This is a genomic window from Enterocloster sp. OA13 (assembly GCF_022440595.1).
In the GTDB taxonomy this organism is placed as follows: Bacteria; Bacillota; Clostridia; order Lachnospirales; family Lachnospiraceae; genus Enterocloster; species Enterocloster hominis.
In genome coordinates this window covers 2,885,014-2,911,318 of sequence record NZ_JAKNTF010000001.1, presented here as the reverse complement: position 1 = coordinate 2,911,318, position 26,305 = coordinate 2,885,014, and the positions used below count along the sequence as shown (strand labels likewise).

At 50.2% G+C, this 26,305-nt stretch carries 28 protein-coding genes; 23 read left to right on the top strand and 5 right to left on the bottom strand.

Annotation, left to right across the window (positions count from 1 at the left end):
• Positions 1 to 7: 7 nt before the first annotated feature.
• The 7 genes from eutM (at position 8) to MCJ35_RS12870 (ending at position 5,393) form a co-directional block, all read left to right on the top strand.
• Positions 8 to 295 carry an ethanolamine utilization microcompartment protein EutM gene (gene eutM / locus MCJ35_RS12895; protein WP_008717088.1) on the top strand — a complete coding sequence of 96 codons (288 nt, stop codon included), beginning with the start codon at positions 8 to 10 and terminating at the stop codon, positions 293 to 295.
• A gap of 208 nt (positions 296 to 503) precedes the next feature.
• Positions 504 to 887 (top strand): DUF3795 domain-containing protein, encoded by a 384-nt coding sequence (locus tag MCJ35_RS12890; RefSeq protein WP_025486866.1) that lies wholly within the window; start codon positions 504 to 506, stop codon positions 885 to 887.
• A 133-nt stretch (positions 888 to 1,020) separates the two neighbouring features.
• Positions 1,021 to 1,431, top strand: a complete 411-nt coding sequence (locus tag MCJ35_RS12885) for a DUF3788 domain-containing protein (protein WP_025486867.1) — start codon at positions 1,021 to 1,023, stop codon at positions 1,429 to 1,431.
• 147 nt (positions 1,432 to 1,578) lie between these two features.
• Entirely contained in the window at positions 1,579 to 1,710 is a 132-nt protein-coding gene (locus MCJ35_RS31645) for a hypothetical protein (protein ID WP_275891634.1), read from the top strand.
• A 254-nt stretch (positions 1,711 to 1,964) separates the two neighbouring features.
• Positions 1,965 to 3,350 (top strand): MATE family efflux transporter, encoded by a 1,386-nt coding sequence (locus MCJ35_RS12880; protein WP_240299511.1) that lies wholly within the window; start codon positions 1,965 to 1,967, stop codon positions 3,348 to 3,350.
• Positions 3,351 to 3,422: 72 nt separating this feature from the next.
• The gene (locus MCJ35_RS12875) at positions 3,423 to 4,313 is read left to right on the top strand and encodes a MerR family transcriptional regulator (RefSeq protein ID WP_025486870.1); all 891 of its coding nucleotides are present in this window, start codon (positions 3,423 to 3,425) and stop codon (positions 4,311 to 4,313) included.
• Between the two features lie 381 nt (positions 4,314 to 4,694).
• Entirely contained in the window at positions 4,695 to 5,393 is a 699-nt protein-coding gene (locus MCJ35_RS12870) for a hypothetical protein (RefSeq protein ID WP_155858512.1), read from the top strand.
• 168 nt (positions 5,394 to 5,561) lie between these two features.
• Here the strand turns inward: MCJ35_RS12870 and MCJ35_RS12865 are convergent, their stop codons facing one another.
• Positions 5,562 to 5,960: a VOC family protein gene (locus MCJ35_RS12865; RefSeq protein WP_025486872.1), complete on the bottom strand. Its 399-nt coding sequence runs from the start codon at positions 5,958 to 5,960 to the stop codon at positions 5,562 to 5,564.
• Between the two features lie 271 nt (positions 5,961 to 6,231).
• Here MCJ35_RS12865 and MCJ35_RS12860 point away from each other — a divergent pair, with 271 nt between their 5' ends.
• The 4 genes from MCJ35_RS12860 (at position 6,232) to MCJ35_RS12845 (ending at position 9,386) form a co-directional block, all read left to right on the top strand.
• Entirely contained in the window at positions 6,232 to 7,203 is a 972-nt protein-coding gene (locus MCJ35_RS12860; RefSeq protein WP_008717073.1) for a helix-turn-helix domain-containing protein, read from the top strand.
• On the top strand, positions 7,181 to 7,696 hold the full coding sequence (locus tag MCJ35_RS12855; RefSeq protein ID WP_051400709.1) for a DsbA family oxidoreductase: 516 nt from the start codon (positions 7,181 to 7,183) through the stop codon (positions 7,694 to 7,696). Before MCJ35_RS12860 ends, MCJ35_RS12855 begins: the two co-directional genes overlap by 23 nt.
• Positions 7,697 to 7,801: 105 nt before the next feature.
• A complete protein-coding gene (locus MCJ35_RS12850) occupies positions 7,802 to 9,067 on the top strand; it encodes a Y-family DNA polymerase (protein WP_025486874.1) in 1,266 nt (421 codons plus the stop codon).
• Entirely contained in the window at positions 9,057 to 9,386 is a 330-nt protein-coding gene (locus MCJ35_RS12845; protein ID WP_008717070.1) for a YolD-like family protein, read from the top strand. The genes MCJ35_RS12850 and MCJ35_RS12845 overlap by 11 nt, the downstream gene beginning before the upstream one ends.
• A gap of 417 nt (positions 9,387 to 9,803) precedes the next feature.
• On the opposite strand, the gene MCJ35_RS12840 is transcribed toward MCJ35_RS12845, so the two are convergent.
• Positions 9,804 to 11,279 carry a DUF2079 domain-containing protein gene (locus MCJ35_RS12840; protein ID WP_025486875.1) on the bottom strand — a complete coding sequence of 492 codons (1,476 nt, stop codon included), beginning with the start codon at positions 11,277 to 11,279 and terminating at the stop codon, positions 9,804 to 9,806.
• On the bottom strand, positions 11,279 to 11,584 hold the full coding sequence (locus MCJ35_RS12835) for a hypothetical protein (protein ID WP_025486876.1): 306 nt from the start codon (positions 11,582 to 11,584) through the stop codon (positions 11,279 to 11,281). Before MCJ35_RS12835 ends, MCJ35_RS12840 begins: the two co-directional genes overlap by 1 nt.
• Positions 11,585 to 11,753: 169 nt before the next feature.
• On the opposite strand from MCJ35_RS12835, the gene MCJ35_RS12830 reads away from it, so the two are divergent.
• The 8 genes from MCJ35_RS12830 to MCJ35_RS12795 all read left to right on the top strand — a co-directional run bounded on the left by MCJ35_RS12830 (position 11,754) and on the right by MCJ35_RS12795 (position 20,212).
• Positions 11,754 to 13,412 (top strand): bifunctional diguanylate cyclase/phosphodiesterase, encoded by a 1,659-nt coding sequence (locus tag MCJ35_RS12830; protein ID WP_025486877.1) that lies wholly within the window; start codon positions 11,754 to 11,756, stop codon positions 13,410 to 13,412.
• Positions 13,413 to 13,457: 45 nt separating this feature from the next.
• Positions 13,458 to 15,101 carry a sensor domain-containing diguanylate cyclase gene (locus tag MCJ35_RS12825; protein WP_025486878.1) on the top strand — a complete coding sequence of 548 codons (1,644 nt, stop codon included), beginning with the start codon at positions 13,458 to 13,460 and terminating at the stop codon, positions 15,099 to 15,101.
• The gene (locus MCJ35_RS12820; protein ID WP_025486879.1) at positions 15,091 to 15,765 is read left to right on the top strand and encodes a hypothetical protein; all 675 of its coding nucleotides are present in this window, start codon (positions 15,091 to 15,093) and stop codon (positions 15,763 to 15,765) included. Before MCJ35_RS12825 ends, MCJ35_RS12820 begins: the two co-directional genes overlap by 11 nt.
• A 233-nt stretch (positions 15,766 to 15,998) precedes the next feature.
• The gene (locus MCJ35_RS12815; protein ID WP_025486880.1) at positions 15,999 to 16,481 is read left to right on the top strand and encodes a LeuD/DmdB family oxidoreductase small subunit; all 483 of its coding nucleotides are present in this window, start codon (positions 15,999 to 16,001) and stop codon (positions 16,479 to 16,481) included.
• 2 nt (positions 16,482 to 16,483) lie between these two features.
• On the top strand, positions 16,484 to 17,731 hold the full coding sequence (locus MCJ35_RS12810) for a 3-isopropylmalate dehydratase large subunit (RefSeq protein ID WP_008717054.1): 1,248 nt from the start codon (positions 16,484 to 16,486) through the stop codon (positions 17,729 to 17,731).
• 138 nt (positions 17,732 to 17,869) lie between these two features.
• Positions 17,870 to 18,361 (top strand): LeuD/DmdB family oxidoreductase small subunit, encoded by a 492-nt coding sequence (locus tag MCJ35_RS12805; protein ID WP_008717052.1) that lies wholly within the window; start codon positions 17,870 to 17,872, stop codon positions 18,359 to 18,361.
• Between the two features lie 19 nt (positions 18,362 to 18,380).
• Positions 18,381 to 19,637: a 3-isopropylmalate dehydratase large subunit gene (locus MCJ35_RS12800; RefSeq protein ID WP_025486881.1), complete on the top strand. Its 1,257-nt coding sequence runs from the start codon at positions 18,381 to 18,383 to the stop codon at positions 19,635 to 19,637.
• Positions 19,637 to 20,212 (top strand): NUDIX hydrolase, encoded by a 576-nt coding sequence (locus MCJ35_RS12795; protein ID WP_025486882.1) that lies wholly within the window; start codon positions 19,637 to 19,639, stop codon positions 20,210 to 20,212. The genes MCJ35_RS12800 and MCJ35_RS12795 overlap by 1 nt, the downstream gene beginning before the upstream one ends.
• A gap of 36 nt (positions 20,213 to 20,248) precedes the next feature.
• Here MCJ35_RS12795 and MCJ35_RS12790 read toward each other — a convergent pair whose 3' ends face one another.
• Positions 20,249 to 20,710, bottom strand: coding sequence for a GNAT family N-acetyltransferase (locus MCJ35_RS12790; protein ID WP_025486883.1), 462 nt, complete (start codon positions 20,708 to 20,710; stop codon positions 20,249 to 20,251).
• A gap of 166 nt (positions 20,711 to 20,876) precedes the next feature.
• Here MCJ35_RS12790 and MCJ35_RS12785 point away from each other — a divergent pair, with 166 nt between their 5' ends.
• From MCJ35_RS12785 to MCJ35_RS12770, 4 genes are all read left to right on the top strand, one after another.
• Entirely contained in the window at positions 20,877 to 21,197 is a 321-nt protein-coding gene (locus MCJ35_RS12785) for a PadR family transcriptional regulator (protein ID WP_008717044.1), read from the top strand.
• Positions 21,190 to 22,671, top strand: coding sequence for a DUF1700 domain-containing protein (locus MCJ35_RS12780; RefSeq protein ID WP_240299509.1), 1,482 nt, complete (start codon positions 21,190 to 21,192; stop codon positions 22,669 to 22,671). Before MCJ35_RS12785 ends, MCJ35_RS12780 begins: the two co-directional genes overlap by 8 nt.
• A complete protein-coding gene (locus MCJ35_RS12775; RefSeq protein WP_008717041.1) occupies positions 22,664 to 23,173 on the top strand; it encodes a hypothetical protein in 510 nt (169 codons plus the stop codon). The genes MCJ35_RS12780 and MCJ35_RS12775 overlap by 8 nt, the downstream gene beginning before the upstream one ends.
• Before the next feature lie 242 nt (positions 23,174 to 23,415).
• Complete coding sequence (locus MCJ35_RS12770; RefSeq protein ID WP_051400710.1) at positions 23,416 to 25,050, top strand: DUF4454 domain-containing protein; 1,635 nt, start codon at positions 23,416 to 23,418, stop codon at positions 25,048 to 25,050.
• 222 nt (positions 25,051 to 25,272) lie between these two features.
• On the opposite strand, the gene MCJ35_RS12765 is transcribed toward MCJ35_RS12770, so the two are convergent.
• On the bottom strand, positions 25,273 to 26,037 hold the full coding sequence (locus tag MCJ35_RS12765; RefSeq protein WP_025486886.1) for an alpha/beta fold hydrolase: 765 nt from the start codon (positions 26,035 to 26,037) through the stop codon (positions 25,273 to 25,275).
• Between the last annotated feature and the right edge of the window lie 268 nt (positions 26,038 to 26,305).

The window sequence follows — 26,305 nt, the reverse complement described above, 5'->3', positions numbered from 1 at the left end:
CAATCAAATGAAGTATGATGCATTAGGAATGATTGAGACAAAAGGACTGGTAGGTTCCATCGAGGCAGCAGACGCAATGGTCAAGGCAGCCAATGTTACGCTGATTGGCAAGGAGTTCGTGGGCGGCGGCCTGGTGACGGTGATGGTCAGAGGTGATGTGGGCGCTGTCAAGGCAGCAACCGACGCAGGCGCGGCAGCTGCCCAGAGGGTTGGGGAACTGGTATCTGTCCATGTAATCCCACGTCCCCATGCAGAGGTGGAGGTAATCCTTCCGGCTGTAAAGGAAGCACAGTAATATAGGGATATATAAAGGATATGTAAAAGATATGGATGAATGGGGAAATGCTGTCCTGGCAGAGGGACGGCATTTCCTTTTGTGTATTTTGAACCCGGCATGAAATGATTATCCGGCTGGTTTGGGTTATATGGAGGCCGGCACTGTGGACGATATGGCATAAATGTAGTAAACTGGACTTAATAAAAACCGATAGGGGAGGTGCGGGATGATAAGAAGACTGGGAATTGCAAGATGCGGGCTTGCCTGTTGTTTATGTTCGGAAAATACACACTGCGCAGGCTGTGATTCAGGAGAATGCCAGGACAAGGATTGGTGTAAAAACAGGAACTGTTCATTGGAAAAGGGAATCAGCCACTGCTATGTCTGTGAGGAAGACTGCCGTAAAGGTATATTGTCAAAGATTAAGCCATATACATTTAACCTCTTTGTAAAAAGGTATGGTGAAGAACGGCTTTTAGACTGCCTGGAGGCAAATGAGAAGGCTGGGGTGGTTTATCACCGCGAAGGGTTAAACGGTGATTATGATGGGTTTGAGGATGTGGAAATGCTCATTGACTTTATAAAAACGGGAAATCTGCAATCTCCGTAATCACAAAAAGGCAGATAAATCAACTATATAAAGATAATTCAGATGTATCAATCATCCTGGGGGAATGGCGGCGCCCGGTTTATGGACGCCTGACGCCGCCGGATTCAGGGATGGACGGAAAAAAGGAGGCCCTATGTACGAAAGGATGCTCAATAAGCAGGAAAAACCAACCATGACCATGATGACATCATACTGCGGCTGCAATGCCGGACGGTTTACCCGCCTGAACAGCTGGATGTCCGAAAACTACAAAACCGTGCAGCAGGTTACATTCCCCTATGGCAACCGATACGGCTGGGGAATTGCCCACAGGATAGGGAAGAAGCTCATATGCAATGTATTCGCCGAAAACAACGGGTTTACGGTCATGGTCAGGCTATCGGATAAACAGTTTGAATCCATATATGAAGAGCTGAAGCCATATGCCAGGGAGTACATTGACCATAAATATCCCTGCGGCGACGGAGGCTGGATACACTACCGCGTTACCTGCGAAGCCCATTATGACGATATACAAAGGATATTGGCTGTAAAATGCTCATAAATATCCATGGGCTGGGATTCCGGAGTCCCGGACATACCCTGGCATAATGGTGATTCCCTGGATGACTTTTTAAAAATCAGATCCATACTGGAGAAAAACAATATAAGATATGACACGGAAAATACATCAGCGGGGGGAACAGGCCGGATGATAGGAAGTCTCCTGGCTTTTGGCCGCCCGGCGTCAGGTCTTATGGATGACCACAGGCAGAATTTTAAGATTTTTATTGATGAAAGCCAGTATGAAAAAGCGAAAAACCTGATTGGTTATATTGGGTAACTGGCTGGAGGTGTCCTTACCCTTGCGGGGAAGCCAATGGACACCGTGGGCGGAGCTGGATTTGCATTTCCATCCGTGATATGCTATGATTGAAGGCATGAAATGTTTAACAAATATTAGCAAGGATTCTCCCATCCCCTAAGGTGGTGAGATGAATTGCCAAAAACAAATCATATGAACCGGGTGAGCACCTACCGTATGCAAGGCTGAATCTGCATACGGTTTTTTTGTATGGAAGGAGGAGGGGGATAGGTATGGTGAATAGGAGCGGACATGAGGAAGACTATGATAAAGGCTATGACAAAACACGTGACGGACAGGAAAATATTGCATACATCCTGATTAAATTCAGTCTTCCTCTTATTCTCAGCGGTATCTTACAGCAGCTATATAACTGGGCGGATGCATTTATTGTGGGCAATGTGGAGGGTGAGCTGGCCCTGGCGGCAATCGGGGCAACCGGGACGGTTGTGAACTTTTATCTTATGGCAATTACCGGATTCACACTGGGACTATCCATCCTCTTTGCCCATAAATCAGGCAGTGGGGAAACCAGGGCCATACCGGGCATCCTGTCAACCTTTTCCCTGATATTCGGCGTGGGTTTTTCATTCTTTGCGGCCGCCGGAATCTGGCTGGCATCCCCGATACTGGGCCTGTTACATACGACCGGGGATACAATCCGCCTGGCAGGGGATTATCTGCAGATCATATTTGCAGGTATTCCATTTCTGGCAGTGTACAATGTTTACTCAGCCGCACTTCGCGGGATTGGGGACAGCCGGGCGCCGTTTCTGGCCATTGTTTTTTCTTCTGCCGTGAATGTGGTCCTGGACATCCTGTTCGTGGCCTGCATGCGCTGGGGCGTTAAAGGAGCTGCAGCCGCAACCGTTGTCTCCCAGGCGTCCATGACAGCATTCCTGCTTCTGTATGCAGTGGTTAAGCATCCGCTGCTGCGGTTTCGCCTGACTGGCAGGCTGCTGGACCGGACTGCATTATTGCAGGGGCTGCGCATGGGCCTTCCGCCCATGATCCAATCCAGCATCAGCGCATTCGGAAGCCTGCTCCTGCAGAATTTCATGAATGGCTTTGGAACGCAGACCGTGGCGGCCATTACCACCGCATACAGGGTAGATACAATCATCCTGCTGCCGGTTATTAATCTGGGGTCGGGGATTTCCACCATTGTGGCCCAAAACCATGGGGCAGGGGATAAAATGCGCGCCAGGAAGGTGTTTGGTGTCGGGACGGTCATGATGGTGGTTGTATCCCTGTGCCTGACAATCCTGGTCATCCCCACGGGCGGCCATGTCATTGCACTGTTTGGCGTGGGTGCGGGAGCTGTGGCAATCGGGCAGGAATTCTTTCGCAGGATTGCCAGCTTTTATGTGGTCTTTGGACTTGCAACAGCTGTACGCGGATATCTGGAAGGGATTGGGGACGTACTTTATTCCAGCATTGCGGGTATTGTCTCTCTGATATCCCGTATTCTGGCTTCTTATGGGATGGCGGCTGTCTGCGGGAATATGATCATCGCTTATGCGGAGGCATTTTCCTGGGGCGTATTGCTGGCGCTTTATCTGGCGCGGGCAGGATGGAGGCGGTATGGCAAGGATTCCTTTTGGCAGAAATTATCATAAAAACCCTTGACCCTCACGTTACGTGATAATATAAGATAAAGGTAAATCATAAACCAGATAGGAGTTGATACCATGAGGACTGTTAAGGAAGTCGCCTCGCTGACCGGTGTCAGTGTGCGCACGCTACAATATTATGATGAGATAGGGGTGTTCAAACCAACCAAGGTCACGGATGCCGGATACCGGCTGTATGACGATGCATCCCTGAACATCCTGCAGCAGGTCCTGTTTTTCCGGGAATTGGATTTTACGCTGAAGGATATCAGGATAATTATGGGAAATCCTGACTATGACAGGCTGGAAGCCTTCAGGAAGCAGAAAGAACTGCTGAAGGCCAAGCGGGACAGACTGGACCGTCTGCTGGAACTGTTGGATAAACTGGAAAAAGGAGAGACTTGCATGAGCTTTGAGGAATTTGATTTAAGCGGGTATGTGGAGGCGCTGGAGCATTTTAAACGTGAGAACATGGATGAGGTAATACGGCACTGGGGCAGCGTGGAGAAGTTTGAGGAGCTGGTGGACCGGGTCAGGGACCATGAATCAGGCATTGCACAGAATGCAATTAAATATTATGGAAGCGTTGAAGCGTATGTGGACGCCATGAAGCACAGCCTGGAACATTTTTCGGAAAATATGGAGAAGATGGAGAAAATCAAGGAAAAGGGCTATGTGGAACGGAATCAGGAACTGACGGAGGAACTGTTAAAGGATGTGTCCAGGGATGTGGCGTCCAGGGAAGTGCAGGATGTCGTGAATCAGTTGATGAACCTTCTGAGTAAGGAGGACAGTCCCGATATGGACATGGGGAAGAATTACTGGAATGTGCTGATAGACGGGTATCTTCATAATCCCACGCTGATTGAGGGCATGGATAAACGCTATGGGACAGGGGCTTCCCGGTTCATGGGTGAAGCACTGCAGTATTACCTGGATAACCGGGATGGCAGGGATGGCAGGCGTTGAAGGGGAGACAGGAAAACGTTAAAGAAAAACCATAGATCCTTAAGCAAGGGTTAAGGTATTAAAATAAAAAATATGATATAGTAAATCCAGGAAGCAATACCGGAGTATGCAGCTGACGGAAGGTTATTTTCAACAAATATCAGCAAGGATTCTCCCATCCTCTAAGGTGGTGGGATGAATTGCCAAAAACAAACTTAACGGCAGTGGTGGGCGGAGAGTAATCGGTATCCCCACTGCCATGCGGTCAACCACGCATCTACGAAGGATGCAGTCATACTTCGACAATATACCGAGCGTGGATTGAAACAATTACACCTTTAAGCGGTCAGGAAAAACTGCAGGGCTGACATGTATATATCGGTTTGCGGAAAGGATGGGGATATGAGGGCATATTGCAAGGATAGGAATTTCAAAGGCAGGAATTTCAAGGACAGGTGTTACAAGGACAGGCACTTCAAAGACAGATATTCCAAAGACAGATATTCCAAAGAAGGATATTCCAAAGACAGATATTCCAAAGAAGGATATGGGAAATATATCAGGGTACTGTATGTCTCCATAGCCGTACTGGCTGTCATTACAGGCTCTGCGGGATGCAAGGCTGAAAGCGGCGGGAATCCTTCTGTCCAAGTGGGAAATGTGGGGCAGGAACCGCCTGCCATGAAGCTTTCCGATATCCTTTCCGGCACCATGAATGAGTTTGAGGTCACATCAGGCAACTATCAGTGGAATTATCCCGGCGGGGATGGGATGACAGGGGCAGTTGCCTGTGGCGCCCATCCGCTGTTCGAGGCAAAGGATAAGGAAACCCTGAAGCTTCCCCGGTATAATGGACAGAATACTGTAAGTTACGCTGTTTCCTTCACAATACAGCCTGACCGTCTGACGGTTTACGAGTATTCCATTGAGGATATGGAAGGGACGGACGCCAGCCCGTTGTCCAGCGCGGTCTATGAGGACGCACTGATGCCGGAGTTTAAAGTGAGCAGGGTGTATGAACTGGTGGCTGAATGGGATGAGGAACATCTGGAGGAGAATGGATGCTTTGGGACAGCCAGTTATGTGGTTGTGACGGAATGATGTCCGGGCTGTGTTGGGAAATCCACTCTGCCATCTGCCTTAAAAAGTCCGCCGGATGTATCCGATTAGTGCAAAGAACACCCTTTTTCAACACAATCAGAATCAGCTGCCACACGGCGTATTCATGGCCGGCGGCAGCTGATTGCGTATCTCTCATAATGAAGACAATTAGGAAATGAGTTCCACGATATTGCCCTCCGGGTCAAAGATACAGCTGCTGTAATGTGCGGGAGCCGATAGCTGGGGTTCACTTAGTATCTCGTGTCCTTCCAGTATCAGCTGGCTGGTCAGGGTGTTTACCCGTTTCCTGCTTCCCAGCCTGAAGGCCAGGCAGACAGGATTAAGCTGGGATGGGGCCGGCTGTGGTGAGGGAGCGGATAAGGTTTGTCCTGCCGGGGCCAGCTTAATCTTAAAACCGCCCCGGAAGGAGAGGATATACATTGAGTCTGAACTGTCAGTGCCAACGGTGTCTGCATTGGCTTCGGCCCCAAAATACCTCACATAGAAATCCTTCATCTTATCTGGATACAGGGTCTGGAGTGTAATGTAGTCAACTTTCAAAATCATCATCTCACTTTTCAAATCATCATCGCATGGTCATTTCATCTTTACTGAATTTTTCTGGTAATTCTGCTCTTTTTTATATTATAATAGAATATGATGGCGTATTCTATTATAATAGTATCTAAAAATAACAGAATCATGTCAATATGTGATTCAGGGATGTTACATACGGTTTCCTGGAAGGATGATATACGGCCTTGCAGGAAACAAGGTATCCGGTTATATTAAGTATGTAAGGTATGTAAGAGATCCCTGAAGGGACAGGAGGATATCCATGCAGCTGAATTATCTTGAAGTGAATGGCAATCTGGAGGAGATAACCTGCCACGGCTCTCCGGCATTTCCCATGGAAGTGTACCTTGACAATCTGGACCTGTATCCCAACCGGTTTATTCCATGGCACTGGCATAAGGAACTGGAATTTGTCTATGTCCTGGAAGGAACCATAGAATTCCAGACCGGCGTCAGCACGTATGTGATTGGTTCCGGCCAGGGCGGTCTTGTCCCCTCCAATATGCTTCATATGGTGTCCCCTTACCATCGCCAGCATGGAAGTATCTACTGTGCGGTATTGGCGGACAGTTATCTGCTCCATGGCCTTTCCGGCGGGTTGATTGAGGAACAATACATATCCGCCCTGTTCCGGCCGGAAACAGATTTCTTCTTCCTGGACGGGACAAGTCCCTGGCATGCAGGGGTGCTGGCCTGTATCCATGAGATGTACCAGTGTGATTGCAGCCGTCCCAGGGGATATCTGTGGAAACTGCAGATCCTGGTACAGCAGGCAGGGCTTATACTGTTTGAGAATCTTGATATGAAACAGGAGCCATGTCCTTCCGTCCATGATTCCAGATACCAGCGTGTCCGCTGCTGCCTGGAATACATACATAAGGAGTATGCAGGCAGGCTGCGGCTGGAGGATATTGCCCGGGCAGCCAATGTAAGTGTCAGTGAGTGCTGCCGTGATTTTAAGGAGGTCCTTTCCCAGTCGCCTGTGGATTATCTTATTTCCTACCGGGTGCGGATGGGTGAGTATATGCTGGCCCATTCTGACAAAAGCGTGCTGGAGATTGCGCTGGCCGTGGGGTTTTCGGGAAGCAGCCATTTTTCCAATACATTCTGCCGGTATATGGGGTGTACGCCCTTGTATTACAGGAAGCATTTAATGGAAGACAGGGAAGACGATGGGAATAAAGGAATGGAAGCTGAAGGGAGTCTGAGAAATGATGGAAATGGTAAAACTTGAGTTGTTTTTTGATTATGCATGCCCATACTGTTACCGTGGGCATAAAAATCTTTTAAACCTTCTGGGACGTTATCCTCAGATTGAACTGGTATGGCGGCCCTGCGAGTCCCATCCCCGCCCGGAACCATCACCGGTGCACAGTGATAAGGCCATACAGGGCATGTATTATATACAGGAGCATCAGGGGGACCTTTGGAGGTACCATGCCCTGGCTTACGAGGCGGTTTTTGACAGGGGGATGGATATTTCCTCCATGGATATCCTTTCTCAGATGGCTTCCCGGTGCCGGGTTGATCCGGTGGATTTCCAAAAGATGGTTGGTGCAGGTCATTACAGGAAACAATTGGTGGAAGGGAACCGGTATGCCTGGGAAACCAACCGTCTGGATGCAGTGCCCAGTTACCGGTCCGGAAAACATTTCATCGGCTCCAAGGATGGCCTGCTGGTTCCTGCAAAAAGGCTGGAAGCTTTTTTGGATGGACTTGTGAGATGATATGAAATATCAAAAGAACAGATGTTCGATAAATGGATTGCAGTTTTCATGGCGCCGCTGTATAATTATAATAAGGATATATTTCCGTGGTAGAGGAGGGATGGAATGGAGCAGCACACCTATCTTGTCATTGATTTAAAATCTTTTTATGCTTCTGTGGAGTGCGCGGAGCGTGGGCTGGACCCCATGACAACCAGACTGGTGGTGGCTGACCCTGAACGCACGGAAAAGACCATCTGCCTTGCCATATCCCCGGCCATGAAAGCCCTCGGAATCCATAACAGGTGCCGCGTATTCGAGATTCCAAAGAGTGTGGACTATATCATGGCAGAGCCGCGGATGAAGCTGTATGTTGAGTATGCTGCGGAGATTTACGGCATTTACCTGAAGTATATCTCCAAGGAGGATATCCATGTGTATTCCATTGATGAGGCATTCATGGATGTGACCAATTACCTGCCCCTTTACCATATCACGGCCAGGGAATTGGGGCAGTCCATCATGGCGGACATCACGAGGCAGTTCGGTATTCCTGCAACCTGCGGCATCGGGACCAACCTGTATCTGGCAAAGATTGCACTGGATATCACGGCCAAGCATGCAGCGGACTGCATCGGTTATCTGGATGAGGAGATATATAGGAAAACATTGTGGGACCATAAGCCATTGACGGATTTCTGGAGAATCGGCAAGGGCATTGCCGGTAAGCTGGAACGCTATGGCATCCATACCATGGGCGGCCTGGCGGCCATGGATGAGGACTTCTTATATAAGCTGTTCGGCGTGGATGCGGAACTTCTGATTGACCATGCATGGGGCAGGGAGCCTGTGACCATTGGGGATATCAAGTCTTATAAAGCCAAGACTAATTGTCTTACCTGTGGGCAGGTCCTGGGCTGTGATTACAGCTTTGAGGATGGGGAGCTGATTGTCAAGGAGATGATGGACCTGCTGTGTCTTGAGATGGTGGAAAAGAACCTGGTTTCCAATTCCGTGACCCTGTATGTGGGATATTCCAAACGCGCAGAAGCAGAGCCGTCCAGGGGAACCGCCTCCCTGGATGCGCAGACCAATGCGGATATGGTTTTGATACCGGCCGTGACCGCTCTGTATGAGCGGATTGTAAACCCAAGACTGCCGGTACACCGGATTAACATTTCCGTCAATCATGTGGTAGAAGAGGAATACAGTCAGTACAGCCTGTTTGCTGATGCAGAGGAGCTGGAACGCAACAGGAAGCTGCAGACGGCCATGCTGGATATCAAGAAAAAGTTTGGCAAGAATGCAATCCTTAAGGGCATGAACCTGCAGGATGCGTCAACCATGAAGGAGAGGAACCGCCAGATAGGAGGTCATAAAAGTGGCGAGTAGACCAAGGGCTAAGATGGCTGTGGCTGACAGGGCCAAACAGTTCCTTCCATTTGCGGCGCTAAAGGGCCTGCCGGAGGCCCTGGCGGAAAAGGAACGGGTGGTTGTGCCTAAGATTGTGCTGTCCGATGACATGGCAGAGGAACTGAATCAGAAGATGCGGGAAATCATACCAGGCAGGATCATAAGCGTGGTGTATTTCCATAAGGGCGAATATCTGAAGGTGACGGGAATGGTTGCGCGGTTTGACAGGAACAGCAGGATGCTGCAGGTGGTGAACACAAGGATAAATCTGGATGATGTGCTGGATGTGGAAATCTGACTTCATTCCCATGGAAGAAATAATGCGTAGATGACGGCACCCGCTATCCTTTGTCCCGCTATCTACGCATTATGGTACCTTGGTACAGCGTATCACAAACCCGTTGATTAAATCAGCATAGCGCTGGTTGTCCTCAAAATACCGCACCTGCGAGATATCCCTCTGTCCCATTTTCCTGCCTTTCCTGTTTGAATATGTTCTGAATGCAATGGAATGGGGACATTTTTATCTGATATTATTATACCGGGCATACATGTAAAATGCAAGAATCCGCTGCCTGTATCCATTGCCAATCCTGTGAAACCGCCAGCGACCCTGCCGGCATGTGATACAAATATGAATTGATAAGGGGCAAATGAGTTGCCCTGAAAAGATGAACAAATCATATCACGGATTGTGGTTACAGTCAATATGGATTCAGTGGGAGGGCACGGCAGGTCCCAGCACGGCCACATACCCGTCCACCTCCCCCTGGACCACATATCCCTGTAAAAGGTAATCAGCCATCAGGTCCTGGGAATCCTTTTCATATCCAGGCCGTTGGTCCAACACGATATAATCAGCCGGATGCCTGCTGTCCGCAAGATAGATTTCATCCCTGCCGGACAGCTGGGGAATGAAGAAGGTGGTTGATTTGACGGATGCATCCTCTGGGATGGTTGACAGCAGGAGTCTTGCTTCTGCTGCTTTTTCCCGGTCCTGGGCGTAGCTGCCGATGTAATACGTTTTTTTGTACACGACAACGGCGGTGATCATCAGGGCGCAGGCCAGTCCGCAGTACAGGATGGAGGATGGCAGGGATGAGCGGGGCTTGGGCAGGGACTGGGAAGATGCTGGCGTTGGACATGCCGGCTGGGGGATGTCCATCAGGTCACGGTAGTTCACTGCCGCCAGATACATCAGCAAGGCGCCTGAACCATATGTATACTGAAAGAAAATGGAATGCTGATATTTATAATTGGACATCAGGTTAATCAGCACGAATGGGATGATAAGGGTCCATTTCCGCCAGTCCCTGGTCATAAGCGGAAGGAATCCCAGGGGGAGCAGCATCTGAAGGAAGAAGATGAGTTTTTCCCTTACCGCTATCTGCGACAGCACATATGCCGGATTGACCAGGATTGTCTTGAACATGCTGACCAGGCCCAGCCGCTTGTCAGATATGAAATTATCAAACCGGTTAACCATGGCGCCGTCCCCAAACCGGTTGATATACCAGATGGCCATGCAGAAGTACAGGCAGGAACCGGCGAAGACCAGGAATCCGTACCGATACTGCTTTTTATATAGAAAGAGATAAAGGCCGATGCAGGCCGCATAGACCGGGGCATCCTCCTTAACCAGAAGCAGCAGGGCAGCAGAGCAGGCCATGGATTTATAATGTCCGGTTTCCAGAAAGTACATGGTCCAGAGTATGATGACTGCCAGGAATTTATTTTCATGGAAATCATAAAAACAGCCTCCCATGAACGCCGGATAGGCGCAGTACACCAGACCGAAGCACAGCGTTTTAAGACGGGTAAGGCCCAAAGCCCTGGTCAGCAGACACAGGGGAATGACCCCGCTTATGACCATGAACGCCTGAAGGACCAGCAGTGTCTCCGGACGCGGCACCAGCTTATATAAGGGCAGGAGCACATAAAAGATAGGGGACAGGTGCACTGCAAAATGGGACAGAAGCCCGTCGCGCTCACAGGTGGTCAGAGGTGTCAGGCCCTTGTCCATGTAATAATACATCTGGGAAAATATTCCAAAATCATAAGCTGACGAGTAATTGAGGCGGTAGCGCAGGATGGTCATGGAGGCAGTGAACAGGAACCAGAGCACTGCCGTTCCACCCAGGATCATCCATAACCGCCGGGAAGTCAGCCATCTGTCCATCCGCTCAGTCATCATATGAATGTTTCCTTGATCATCAGGGCTGCAAGGTACATGGCCATACTGGATGTCAGGGATAAACGTATTTTTCCGGTGCCTGACGATATCAGCCAGGGAATGGTGAGGCAGAAGCAGATACCAAGCCAGATGCCGAGAAAGCTCCCAAGGGATATCTGTCTCACAAAATCCAGGGTCATGAACGGGACACGGCTACACAGCAGGAACATGGTATTGGTCAGCAGCCAGCTGGCAATGGCCAGTTTCCCAAGGCCGCCTCCATATGCTGTCAGCCATGAATGGAAATGTTTAAAGTACATCATATAGGAATCCCTCCTTATAATGCTGTATCTTAACCACTTCATGGATGAAAGTAAAGATAGTGGATCCAACTGTAAGAAAAATTAGAAAATCCTTAATAATATCTGCTGCTTCTGGACACTGAAAGCCGGTCATGGTAAAATATAAACCATACTTATTCTGGAGGTTGTCATGGCTGATATAATAAAAGATGAGAAGTTTACCGCGGATGTCCTCCTGAACCTGCTTTCCGAGACCACGGATGACTATCTTTATATGTGGGATATTCAGAACGGGACGTTTTACATATCGGATAATGCATATGAGGACCTTGATATCAGCCGCCTGATTGAACAGGATGTTGTCACTTCATGGTCGGGAATCATGGTCAGGGAGGATCTGGAGCCGTGGCTTAATGATATGCAGATGATTCAGGACGGTATTAAGGACTACCATGACATGGAGTACCGGGTCTGTAATAAATCCGGCCGGGTCATATGGGTGTCGTGCCGGGGAACCGTAAAGAAAGATGGGTCAGGAAGGCCGCTGTTCATGATTGGCCGGATTTCCAATATCGGAAAACAGAATAAATTTGATAATGTCACGGGCCTGATGAACCGAAGCCAGTTTGAACAGGATATTAAGGCCCTTGTGGGAACGGAGACAGCTGCCAACGGTGTAATCGTGGTCCTGGACATTGATGACTTCAAGAATGTCAATGAAAAGTACGGTTATGCATTTGGGGACCGGGCACTTAACCTTCTATCCACACTGATATCGGCCATGCTTCCCAAGGGATGCCGTCTTTACCGTCTGGATGGGGATGAGTTCGTGTTTCTGGTGAAGGACGGCACAAGGGAGACCGTACGGGGGATTTATGAGAATATCCAGATGTTCATCGGCAGCCATTTTACGGTGGAAGGCCATCAGATACTGATTTCCTTATCCGCAGGCGCCTGCTTTTTCCCAGATGATGCCAGTACCTACCAGAAGCTGTTCAGGAATGCGGAAAATGCAGTTGAGATTGCCAAGATGAACGGAAAGAACCAGCTGGTTTTCTTTTCCGAGGAAATGTATCAACAAAAGCTGAGGAACATGGAGCTGCAGGAGAGCCTGCACGCCTGTGTGAAGGATGGGTTCAGCCAGTTTGAACTGTTCTACCAGCCACAGGTGGATGCGGTGACGGGGGCGGTCACTGGCGCGGAGGCATTGCTGCGGTGGCATTCCCCGGAACATGGGGAGGTTCCGCCTTCGGAGTTCATCCCCTTGTTGGAGGAGAGCCGCCTCATAACACAGGTAGGGGCCTGGGTGCTGGAGGAGAGTGCAAGGCAGTTCCAGATATGGAGCAGGTATAAAGAAGACTTTTCCATGAGCGTCAATGTCTCATATATCCAGTTAAAGGACAATGCGCTGCTGGAATATCTGAAGGATGGACAATGGGGTGACCTGCCTGTGGGGCAGATGGTTCTGGAACTGACGGAAAGCTGCTGGGTGCCGAACCTGCATTTCCTGAATCAGGAGTTTGAGGAACTGCGCGGCATGGGATATGGGATTGCAATTGATGATTTTGGCACCGGATATTCCTCGCTGAGCCATCTCAAGGAACTTCCGGCTAACGTGCTTAAGGTGGACCGCAGTTTTGTGACAGGTATCCACCAGGGAAGCTATGAATACATTTTTTTAGAGTATATCATCAAGCTTGCCCACAGCATCGGTTTAAAGGTCTGCGTGGAAGGTGTGGAGACAGAGGAAGAATTTGATATTGTAAAGCAGACACAGCCGGATTACATACAGGGATATCTGTTTGGAAGGCCGGTCAGCGCTTCGGGGTTTGAAAAGCTGTATTTATAGCAGGGGCTTATAGCAGGGGCTGGTGTCTGCAGGGGGAGGGGTACAATGTATCAATGTAAGCTTCAAATCATGATTTTCAGCAGGGATTCAATGCTGGCCGGGGTGATGCGCCGTCTTTGCCCGCTGGAACATTTTTCACATACAATTACGCAAGCAGGGGAATTTTCGCCTGAGCGGGCTGCTGGCAGCCATGTGGTTATCTGGAACCTGGGCAGCGGCATCCTTCCATCAGGGCTGCGTTCACATTGCAGGGAGGATGCGGTTCTTGTGTACTGTGGGGAGCGGGGGATGATTGACGGTCTTGCCGCCAGCGAGATGGAGGCGGCGGACGAGTTCTGGGACATCCCGCTCATGCAGGAGCGGGTGCGTATCCGGATGGAACATATCCTGAAACAGATTAAGCTTGAGTATGACCTGTATATGACCCGGACATACCTGGACACGGCCATTGACAGCCTGCCGGACATGCTCTGGTTCAAGGCCATGGACGGAACACATGTCAAGGTGAACCGTGCATTCTGTTCCGTGGTGGGAAAGGACCGGGAGGATGTGGTTGGACGGGACCACTGTTATATCTGGGGCGTTTCACCGGATGACTTTGAAAATGGGGAGGAATCCTGTAAAAAGTCGGAGGATGCTGTCATCCTGGCGCGGCGTACCCTGCAGTTTACCGAGGAGGTCAAATGTTCCAGGGGAATGCGGCAGCTGCGCACCTATAAGACACCTATCATGGACCGGGACGGTGTGACGGTCCTTGGGACGGTCGGAATCGGCCATGATGTGACGGACCTGCACAACATGAGCGCGGAAATCGAAATCCTGCTTCAAAGCATGCCTTATGCCATCCTCTTATGGAATAACAGGGGCAGGATACTGAATGCAAATGCAAAATTCGAGGAGTATTTCCAGATAAGTAAGATTCAGATCCTGGGAAAGGATTATGAGGAGTGGTTGGCGGATGCCTTTGACGGACCACGCACAGTTAATAGCGAGGGATATGCGGAGGCCAGGGTATCCCTGCCGGACGGGACTGGGAAAATGCTGGAAATCCACGAAAGCTCCATCTATGACATATTCCACAATGTAGTGGGGAAGCTCTGCATCTTCCGGGATGTGACGGTGGAGCGGAACCTGGAAAAACAGATCCTCCACAGCTCCAATACGGATTTCCTCACAGGGCTTTACAACCGCAGGTATTTTTACCAGTATATCAATCATAACCGCGGGGACAGGGCCGTAAGCCTGCTTTACATTGATTTGGACTGGTTTAAGGCGGTGAACGATACATACGGGCATAAGGTGGGGGATGCGGTGCTGACAGGTACAGCCAGGATGCTTGTGGAATCCTTCCCGGATGATTTTGTGGCAAGGCTTGGAGGGGATGAGTTCCTGGTGGCAAGGCTCGGTGAGTGCAGCATGGAACAGCTTGAAAAAGAAGCAGGGGAATTCCTTGATAAGCTTAATGCCCGGTTCCAGGCATCCAGGGAAATGCAATCCTTATCAGCCAGCATAGGCATTGCCCAGGGAAAGGACGGGGATATGGATATAGACCTGCTCATCCAGCACAGCGACCAGGCTTTGTACCAGGCAAAGAAGGAGGGACGCTCCAGGTATTGTGTGTACCGGGAGGGGACGGTGACGGGTGGAATGATAACCAATGAAAGCGGGAAAGTTACTCATGAATCATAATAAACAGAACCCTTTAGGGATAATCGCTATTTTTGCATCTTTGGCAGAAGTGTTTGGCACCGTGGTATTGAAATTTCTTCCAAACAATATTCAGATGATATTTGTGTGGTTTGTCATATGCTTTCCGGTGCTGATTGTCCTGCTTTTCTTTTTTGTGCTGTACAAAAAACCGGAAAATTTTTATTCTCCGGATTATTACAAAAATGATAACAATTTTTTGCAGGCCATTAGACAGAAACTGAACATATTGGGGAATGAGGTGGCTAATGATAGTACGGTCCCTCAGGATATCAGGGAAAAAGTTCAGCAAAAAATTGATTTAGCACAAGAACAGTTAAGTGAAATTGATATTGTAAATGATGAAGATAAGATAAGTTTAATCATCGATGGATTTAGGATAGAGGCGAATACGGTCAAATCTTTTTATCGGAATGTGTTTGATTACCTTACGGCAAATGACATTGAGTTCGAACAGCTGGTTCCTTTTAAAACAGGGAGCAAAAGATATCTGATTAGTAAAGACGGAAAGCATATAAGCGGGAGGGCATTTTTTGCCCCTATTATTTATGATGGATATTACATTGAAACCCATAAAAGCAAAATCGGAGCAAAGTCAGATATCATCAAATTTCTTAATGCGTTAAGTCTGAAAGTAGAATCCTGATGGACAGTATTGTTCCTAAGTTTATCTGAAGGAATATATGGATAAGGCATATAAGGACAGGATGTTCCTATATATGCCTTATCTTTTGCGGATTTATGGGGGTGGATGTCCCCTTTCATAATCTGTATCTATAGTACCTATTCTTATCATGTATTATTATTATAGCAAAGTCTGTGGTAGAATAGATAAGCAGATGAGTAACAAGTATAACTTTTAACAGGAGGGATTACCTTATGCCGGGCGGAACTGTTTTTAAATTTCATGACGATCTGGACACGGACCAGATCATTGCTTCACAATATCTCTTATTGCCAAATATCGATGAGATGAAGGTACATACATTTGAATCATTGGACCCTGATTTTCCAAGGAAGGTAAAGGAAGGGGACTACGTGGTGGGGGGCGAGAATTTTGGATGCGGTTCCTCCAGGGAACAGGCGCCCAGCGTCCTCAAGGCTTTGGGGGTCAAGGCTGTGATTGCCAAGTCGTTTGCCAGGATATTTTATAGGAATTCCATCAACATCGGGCTTCCCGTGATTGTCTGCAAGGAACTTCCGGATGAAGTGAAGACCGGGGATACCATGGAACTGTCCATGTCCGAGGGTGTGGCAAGGGCCAATGGAAAGGAGTATGCATGTACCAGACTTCCTGAGTATATGCAGAATATCCTGAATCAGGGCGGGCTGATTGCATCATTGAACAAGGAGGAAGCGTAGACATGGGAATGACGATTGCAGAGAAGATCATCGCAGCAGCGGCAGGGGTGGACAGTGTGAAGCCGGGGGATATCCATACCGTGAACCTGGACCGTCTTATGAGCAATGACGGAACCACCCACCTGACCGTTGACATGTACAACAATAAATTGAAACATCCCAGGATTGCGGACCATAAGAAACTGGTTTTTATCGTGGACCACAATGTGCCTGCGGATAATCCAAAAACAGCTGCCTCACAGAAAAAGATGAGGGATTTTGCCAGGGAGAACCGGATTGATTTCTGGGAAGGAAAGGGGGTCTGCCATCAGATCATGATGGAGCATTACGTATGTTCCGGCGAGCTGATATTCGGGGCGGACAGCCACACCTGCACGTACGGCGCGCTGGGCGCCTTCGGAACCGGGGTGGGATGCACGGATTTTCTCTACGGCATGGTTACCGGCACTTCCTGGGTGCTGGTGCCTGAGACAGTGAAGTTCAATCTGGTGGGCCGCCTGCAGGAAGGCGTCTATCCAAGGGACCTGATGCTGACCATCATTGGGGAGATTGGGGCCAATGGATGTAATTACCAGGTAATGGAGTTCACCGGGGAAGGCGCTAAGACGCTGAGCATCAATGACCGTATGGTTCTATGCAACCTGGCGGTGGAAGCAGGGGCCAAGACAGGGATTTTTGAGGCAGATGAAGCCGCTGTCCGGTATCTGAGGGAGCGGGGGCGTGAACCGAAGGCCGTATATACCAGTGACCCGGATGCTGTCTATGCACGGGAGTATACCTTTGATCTGTCCCAAATCCAGCCGGTGGTTGCAAGGCCTGATTTTGTGGATGATGTGGTGCCTGCAAAGGATGTTTGCGGCGTTAAGATTGACGAGGCATTCTTAGGGTCCTGCAACAATGGGCGCATCGATGAGCTTCGTGTGGGCGCGGCTATACTTAAGGGGAAAAAGGTAGCTGACAGCGTACGTTTCCTGGTGGTTCCCGCAAGCCTTGAGGTATACAGGCAGGCGCTTAAGGAAGGCCTGATTGACATTTTCATGGAGTCAGGGGCCATTGTGATGAACCCCAACTGCAGTGTGTGCTGGGGAAGCTGCCAGGGCGTGATTGGGGAAAATGAGGTACTGATCAGCACCGGAACCAGGAACTTCAAGGGCCGCGCAGGCCATCCAAGCTCCAAGGTGTATCTCGGTTCCGCGGCAACAGTGACGGCTTCCGCCATTGCGGGGGAGATTGCCCTGGGATGTGTTTGAAAATGCTTTCCGTCAGATGGCGGGAATGAATCACCAAACAATACCAGGCCGGATAGACGGCCAGTACCAGGGGGCGGCTTGGTATGTAAACCGGAACCGGATTTGTGATGGCAGCAACACAGGAAAGGAAATAGAAAAATGGAGACATTTACAGGCAAAGTCTGGGTGCTGGGGGATGACATTGACACGGACATCATCATCCCAACCGAGTATCTGGCGCTTAAGACAATTGACGATATGAAGCAGTACGGATTCAGTCCCCTGCGCCCGGAACTGGCTGGGCAGATTGAGGAAGGGGACATCATCGTGGCAGGTAAGAACTTTGGCTGCGGCTCCTCCCGGGAGCAGGCGCCGGAGATTATCAAGGCACTGGGAATCAGGTGTGTGATTGCCAAGTCATTTGCAAGGATATTTTTCCGTAATTCCATTAATAACGGCCTGCTTTTGATAGAGCAGCCGGACCTGTATGATGATATGACGGAGGGGGACCCCATAACGGTTACAGTGAATCACCATGTGGACTATAAGGGAAGGCAGTATCCGATTGCATCCCTGCCCCAGAACCTGGTGGATATCATCAATGCAGGCGGACTGGTGAAAGCCATGAGGAAACTGAACGGACTGGATTAAGGGGATTAAGGAGACTGCAATGGGAAATACAATCATTGAAAAGATTATTAAACATAATACAGGCGCTGCCCAGGTCAGGCCGGGGGACATTGTCACGGTGAATGTGGACCGTGTGATGATTCATGATATCTTCATTCCGTTTGTGGCGGATAAGTTTGAAGAGATGGGATTTAAGAAGCTTTGGGACCCGGACAGGGTGGTCCTTATCTACGACCATCTGGTCCCGGCCAGCCAGCTGGATGATACCAGGCATTTCCGTGTAGGGGATGCGTTTGCGGCCAGATACGGGATGAAGCATGTGCACAGAAGCGATGGCATCTGCCACCAGCTGATGACGGAAGCCGGTTATGTGAAACCGGGGGACGTGGTGTTCGGCACGGACAGCCATACCACCACTTATGGATGTGTGGGTGCATTTTCCTCTGGTATCGGTTATACGGAGATGGCAAGTATCCTGGGCACCGGTACCATGTGGATTAAGGTTCCGGAAACCATCAAGGTGGTCATAGACGGAAAACTGCCTGAGGGCGTCATGTCAAAGGACATCATCCTGCGCCTGATTGGCGACCTGGGGGCTGACGGGGCAACCTACCGTGCCCTGGAGTTTAGCGGGACAACGGTGGAGGAGATGAGCATTGCCAGCCGTATGACCATTGCCAACATGGCCATTGAAGCCGGGGCCAAATGTGCATTGTTCACACCGGATGCCAAGACGGAAGAATACTGTGAAGTGAAACTGGACGATTACCAGAAGAGCCTGATAGGCGATGCGGATGCCGCGTACATGAAGACAATGGTGTATCGGGCAGAGGACTTTGTTCCTGTGATGGCATGTCCGTCCCAGGTGGACAAAATCAAGCCGGTCAGTGAGCTTATAGGCACGCCCATCGACCAGGTGTTCATCGGCTCATGCACCAACGGGCGCCTGGAGGATTTGGTGGCTGCGGCTGAGGTATTAAAGGGCAGGCAGGTGGCGGACTATGTGAAGCTGATAGTGACGCCGGCCAGCAGGAAGGTTTATAACGAGGCCATTGCCTGCGGGGCAATCGATACCCTGGCGGAGGCAGGCGCAATCATCACACATCCTGGCTGCGGCCTGTGCTGCGGGCGGACCGGAGGTATCCTCAGCGATGGGGAGCGGGTCATTGCCACCAATAACCGCAATTTCCTGGGGCGCATGGGGACTTCCAAGGTGGAGATTTACCTGGCGTCACCCAGAACCGCCGCGGCCTGTGCAGCGGCCGGGAAAATCGTGGGTCCGCTGGAGGGACTATGATGGATCTGTTAAGGCAATTAGAGGAATACAGTCCTTTTAATGAGCAGGAGGAAAGGGACAGGAACATCATTATCAGATGCCTGAAGGAAGAAAAGGATATCTTCACACGGGACAATGCCATGGCGCATATGACCGCGTCGGCCTGGGTTGTAAACCGTCAGCGCACCAAAGTGCTGATGGCATACCATAACATCTATCAGTCCTGGTCCTGGCTGGGAGGCCATGCGGACGGGGTGCAGGATCTTTTACAGGTGGCTGTCCGGGAAGTGAAGGAGGAAAGCGGGCTTAAGCAGGTGCGGCCTGTTTCGGATGCGGTTTACTCGCTGGAAATCCTGACGGTGGACGGTCATGTGAAAAAGGGCGCTTATGTGCCCTCCCATCTGCATCTGAATGTGACCTATCTGCTGGAGGCGGAGGAGGGGGAAGGACTGCACATAAAAGAGGATGAGAACAGCGGCGTCGCATGGTTCTTACCTGGGGATGCCGTCCTCGCTTCAACGGAACCGTGGATGCGTGAACGGGTTTACAGAAAGCTGAATGAAAAAATCAATCGGAATGAAAGAATCAATCTATGATTATAGATGGAGCAGGTGACCCGGCGGGCTGCCTGCTCATTGTTTTTTTACTTGGTATACCATCACATGCTCCCCGTGTATGTCCCGTTCGCCGTTAAACCGGAAGCCGGACTTTTCATACATGGTGATGGCGGTGGTATTTTCCCTGATGACGCTCAGATCGATCCTGGAGCATCGGTATTCCTGCTTCAGGCGGTTCAGGAGGCCGGAGAGGGCGGCACTTCCATACCCCTTTCCCTGGAAGGTTTCATCAATGAGAAGGCGGTCCAGCCACAGGCGCCCAAAGGGGAGGTATGGCCACCAGAAGAAGCCGTACATGGCAAAACCTACCATGACGTTGCCGTCGTATATCCCAACGGGCCTCCAGTTCCTGTTATGTGCGGCCTCCGCCAGGCATTCCTCCACCGTCTCCACATAGCCTTTCTGTTTTGGGGAAATGCGCAGCTTAAGCGCGGTTTCCCTGTTCTTGTCTGTTATTGGTTGAAAATGCAGATTCATATTGTAATCACCTATTCTTTCATGCGGTTTATCATAACAGAAGCAGGGATGGAAATCAAGCCATGACAGTTATCTCAGGCGTAATGAAAATTTAAGTATTTTGTTTTTCATAGTACTTGACATTACATAGTAGTATGTATAATATAGTATCTAAAGGAGGACGGCCATGAATCCACAGTTTAAAAAAGGAGTCCTTGAGCTGGTGGTACTGGAATCTGTCAGGAAGAAGGACATGTATGGGTACGAGCTGGTAGAGGAGGTGTCCAAGGTCATTGATGTGAACGAGGGTACCATTTACCCGCTGCTTAAGCGTCTGACCAATGAACGGTATTTTGAGACATATCTGCGGGAATCAACCGAGGGCCCGCCCCGGAAGTATTATCATATCACGGCGGCAGGAATCCTGTACAGGGACCGGCTGGAGCAGGAATGGGATGAATTTCAGAAACAGGTGTGCAGGTTTTTAAAGGAGCAGAAGGATGAATAAGAAGGGATTTTTAGAGGAACTGGGGACATATCTTGCCATTCTTGAAGATAAGGAACAGCAGGATATATTGGAGGAATACACCCAGCATATTGACATGAAGATTGAAAATGGATTAAGTGAAGAAGAGGCAATCCGGGACTTTGGAGATATCCGGGAACTTGCATGTGGGATACTTGAGGCATACCATGTGAATCCGGAATATCAGGGCCAAACGTCTGTTAAGAGGAAGGTGGATACGCAAGCAGCTGCTGCAAAAGGGAAACAGGCATGGGCGGCAGCGTCCGGCTTTTTTGGAAGGACCGGCACGAGGGTAAAAAGGTTTTTCTGCATCTGTGCCGGAACAGTCAGGCAGGGCGCGGGACGCATATGGATGTTCCTGTCCGCGCCATGGAGAAACAGGATAAGGAGCCGGAAACAGGATGAGGATACACGTCCGGAAGGCGGACGTCTCCAGGGGAGCGGTATAAAACGTTTTGTCAGAAGGGCGCAGGCTGACAGGGACATGGGTGTTTGCAGATCGGACCGGGGCAGAGGCCTGTTAAGGCTGGGAATCGGGACCTGTATCAGAGATGTGGGACAGGGTATTGGTTCATTCATAGGACACTGTTTCCGGTTTCTGGTCTGGATGGCGCTGTGGTGTATCCGCTGGTGTTTTAATATCTGCATGATATTCCTGGGGCTTCTTGGAGGCTCCTTCACCCTGTGCATGATATTTATCTTTGGCGCATCCGTGGTATGGCTGTTTCATGGTTATCCGCTGCTGGGTATTACGTTAATCAGTCTGGGAACGATCTTATGTTTTGGTTCAGTTACATATCTGTGTTTCAGCCTGTTGCGGCTGAGGACAGGGCGGGAATGCTGTTGGGAACAGGCCAGGCCAGGGCGGATAAGGATGCAGGACGGGGAGCAGGTGCGGACTGGGGCGGAAGAAAAGGCCGGGCGGCGGGAGCGGTCTGAACCGGAAGAGAGGGCCGGGCGGAAGGGGCGTCTGGGGCCGGAAGGGAAAGACGGGCGGCAGGAGCGGTCTGGACCGGAAGAGGAGGCCAGGCGGCGGGAGCGTCTGGAGCCGGATGAGAAAGTTGGGCTGCGGAAGTGGCCTGAGCCGGAAAAGAAGGCCGGGCTGCGGGAGTGGCCTGAACTGGAAGAGAAGGCCGGGCGGCAGGAGTGCTTGGGGCCGGAAGAAAAGGCCGGGCAGGAGCACCCTGAGCCGGAAGAAAAGGCCGGGCGGCAGGAGTGCCCTAAGCCGGAATGGAAGGCAGGACCGCAGGAGCGTCTGGGGCCGGAAGGGAAAGCCGGGCGGCAGGAGTACCCTGATTCGGAAGAAAAGGCCGGGCGGCAGGAGCACCCTGAACCGGAAGAGGAGGCAGGACCGCAGGAACCGCCCGTGCCGGAAGATAGACCGCAGGCATCATTGCGTGGATATCAGGAAGAAACCTGCATGAATAAGATTTCCAAGGAGGTAAGGCATGCGTAATTTACAGAAAGTCATGATAGGTATTTTCTGCGGTGGTGTTTTTCTTACCGGACTGGGAACCGGAGTCGCGGCCTATGAAGCCTCCACCTTTGCTTACATGGGGGAAAAGGAAGCAGGTCCGGTGGAGATGAAGACGGAATCCTTTGAGTATGCGTTTGAACCAAAGGAAGAAGAAAAGTTTCGGATTGGCTATTACTATGGGGAATCCCAATCCGAAAAGGAACTGGTCCAGGACCCGGATGTGCCGGAGAATACAGTGAGGTTCCAGCTTACCTATAATTCCAAGGCCATAAGACCGTATCTGGAATGCGGGGAGGGGGATACTGCCTGGGTTGACTATTATTATATCTCCGATGATTTTGTGACGTTCATGGACTGTAAGGACCAGATCATGAAGGAGCTGAAGGAGAGGAAGATAAGTTCTTACCATACGCCTACGGTTAAGGAGTTTAAGGTGCTGGTTAATCCGGCAACCGTGGACCGGGTTGAGTTTATAAGGTAACCCTGCTGTCAGGTACGCGGACGCACGGCTGACAGAAAGCAATTTTCAAACACACCCTAAGAATTCTGCAAGGGAAAATTAATAGTCCTTTTCTGATGTCTGTAGTATACTTTTAAGTGACGATGGAAAGCGGAAAGACTGCTGACGCAATTGAAAATCTGCCTTCCTGGAAGATTTAAGTGTGTTTTGACGTTCATATGTGCATAACAGTGGAAAGGGATGCAGACAGAGGATGCTTTCCTATGGGGAGAAGACAGGCAGGTGTTGATTGGATGAAAAGAAAGATTGTATTGGGTTACATGCTGGCAGCCGGTATGGTACTGGTTTCCTGCCAGGGAAAAGAATCTGGTTTGGATGTTACGGCGGGTGGGGGACAGCAGACGGAACAGTCCTTAAAGCCAGGGCAGGAAGGATGGGAAGATGGCACGGGTCATGCCGGGAAGGATGCAGACCAGAGCCAGGGCAGTGACCGGAATGCAGACCAGAGCCAGGGAAGCGGCCGGAATATAGACCAGAGCCGGGGCAATGACCAGCAGGCAGGCCAGGGCCAGCCAGGCAGCCGGGAATCAGATTCAGGCCAGGGGCGGCCAATCACCCAAAATCAATATGTCATCAGCAAAGCTGCCCGAAACCTGAGGACGGATAATACCATATTTACAGGTACTTTCTTTCAGGCAGGGGATATCCGGCGGCGCATTTCCCTCCGTCCGGCAAAGGGCGGCATGGAAACAGAATGGCTGGAATGCAGTTTCCTGATTCAGGATTATGCCGATGCCTTTTCTGTTATGGACAGTACGGAATTCCTGACGGAGGAAGGGAGGCTTTCATATGAGGTACAGCCTCAGGAATATCTTGCAGGCGCGGAAACGGAAGCAGGGAATCCATCCTATACGGTAGCCTTCCACTTAACCCCGGATCTGACCGACAGGCATATCTCTGTGGAGGGAAACGGCGCTTTTGCAGGGGATTACTATCCCTGGGAGGGAAGCTTCACATTTCCGGATGTCTTTACCAGAAATCTCTGCAAAGCTGATTTATGCCTGTGGCCTACGGAGGACCTGATGCTGCTCAGGAATGAGATTTATGCGGCCCATGGCAGGAAGTTCAAATCCGATGTACTGAACCAATACTATTCCGGTAAGATGTGGTACCGGGGAATCATGGAGCCGGATGCATTTTCCGAATCCCTCCTATCCGATGTGGAAAAGAATAATATTGCTTTCATAAAAGAGATGGAGGGGAATCCGGACAGGAACCGTCTGGACGGGCAGAACCAGTATGGACTGGAAGACCTTCCCTTTGCACCTTATCTATCCCTGCTGGGTAATCATCCTGAAACGGGACTGTATGCGGATTTATCGACCGCCAGGGATATGGGGGCGTATTATGTTGTACAGGGAAGCATTTCCATACCTGCGGCCATTACGGCGGAGCAGGTAAAGCTTATGGCGGATGGAGGGGAAGTTCAGGTTGTGCTGAATGAACGGACCGGTGAGCACAGGATGCTGGCGCTGGACCCGGGAACAAAAGGGCAGGAAACCGTTTACGGATATGTGCTGTATGAAGAAGGCAGTAATCCGTCCGGGAGTGGAGAAGAGACAGGACTTACCCTGGATTACGGTTCCGGTACCTATGAACTGTGGCAGACAAGCGCGGATACGGTGATGAAGACAATCTATGAGGGGGATATCTATATCCTGAAGGGCGCGGTCGAAGGCTCTTATACAGGGGTTGCCATGGCATCCAGATCCCAGCAGGAGATACTGCCTTCTGACAGGGGGCAGGGAATGGACGGCGTGCAGGGGATGCTGGGGGGAAACTGTCTCAGCTATAACCCAAGAGGATATTTTACGGCAGTATATTCTTTGGGGGATTAGTACTCCATCCAGCCAGAAACTGTACTTCCAGCACTGCCTATTTTGCCATCTGCCGCGTTGTCGTCAGTCAGCGGAGGACCCACTCCGCTTCCTTCCTCCGCCTTGCAGGCTGACAAAATATTCAGCACTGGCAGTACAGTTTCTGGCTGGATGGAGCACTAGGAAACAATCATAAAGGAAATTCAGACAGGGCCAGAGGATTGCTCCTCTGGCCCCTGCTGTTTATTCCTCTAAAAAACCACGGCTTATCTCAAGGAATCCCTGCTGGTTGGACAGCATGGCCGGATGGCCGCCTGTGTCAAACAGATGGATTTTCCCATGGCCGATTTTCCTGATCATCTCCCCATAGACCCGTTCAAAGTAGTCTGTTTCAAGGGCGCAGATAAATTCATCCTCCCTGCTTCCGGTCAGCAGGATATCCGGCTGGAAGCCCTCCAGGGGTTTGTGGAAGAATTTACCGATGGTACTATCATGCCGGCGGATGGCGGAGGTGTCGCAATCCACCACATGTTCCCAGTCATCCCCGTTCATATAATAGTAGAACATCCTGGCATTTTCATCCTTCTTGGATGCCTCGCGGTCCTGTTCGATGTTCTGGGTAAATGCCTTCAGCGGAGTCTCGCCTTCAAAGCTGTCGGCAATGACTTTCCCAACCAGTTCCGGCGCCTCCAGGGCCACGTTGATTGCGGCCAGGGCGCCTCCGCTGCTGCCGATGATATCTGCTTTGCCGTACTGCCTGGTCTTTATAAGTCCGATGACCTGCATGGCCTCATCAAACCATAAGTCTGCCGGGAACTCTGTCAGCCTGTCCGACTTTCCGTGTCCCAGGAAATCAATGAGGACTACTTTGTGATGCCCTGCATATCTGCCGGCTATCTCATAAAACATGTTGGATGATGCCGTGTTGCCGTGAAGCAGGAGTAATGGCCTGCCGCTGCCTGTTTCTTCGTAATGGATATTTTTTCCCTGATATTTAAAATATGACATATTGGCCTCCTAATCTGATGTCAATCAGCAAGGCCCCTGACAGGAACCCTGCACTGTTACCTGGAAGCTGCAATCCTCATCTTCCCACCCCTTTCTGTTTCATCTGATTATATTCTAGCATACCGGATTCAGATAAACAATCGGAAGTCCCGGCAGCAATAGCGGAACACACACATAAAAATATTATAGATTTTTGTATAAATTATTTCATATCAAATTTTCCTTTTATCCGGTACTATAATGTTACAGTTCAGATATGACCTGGAAC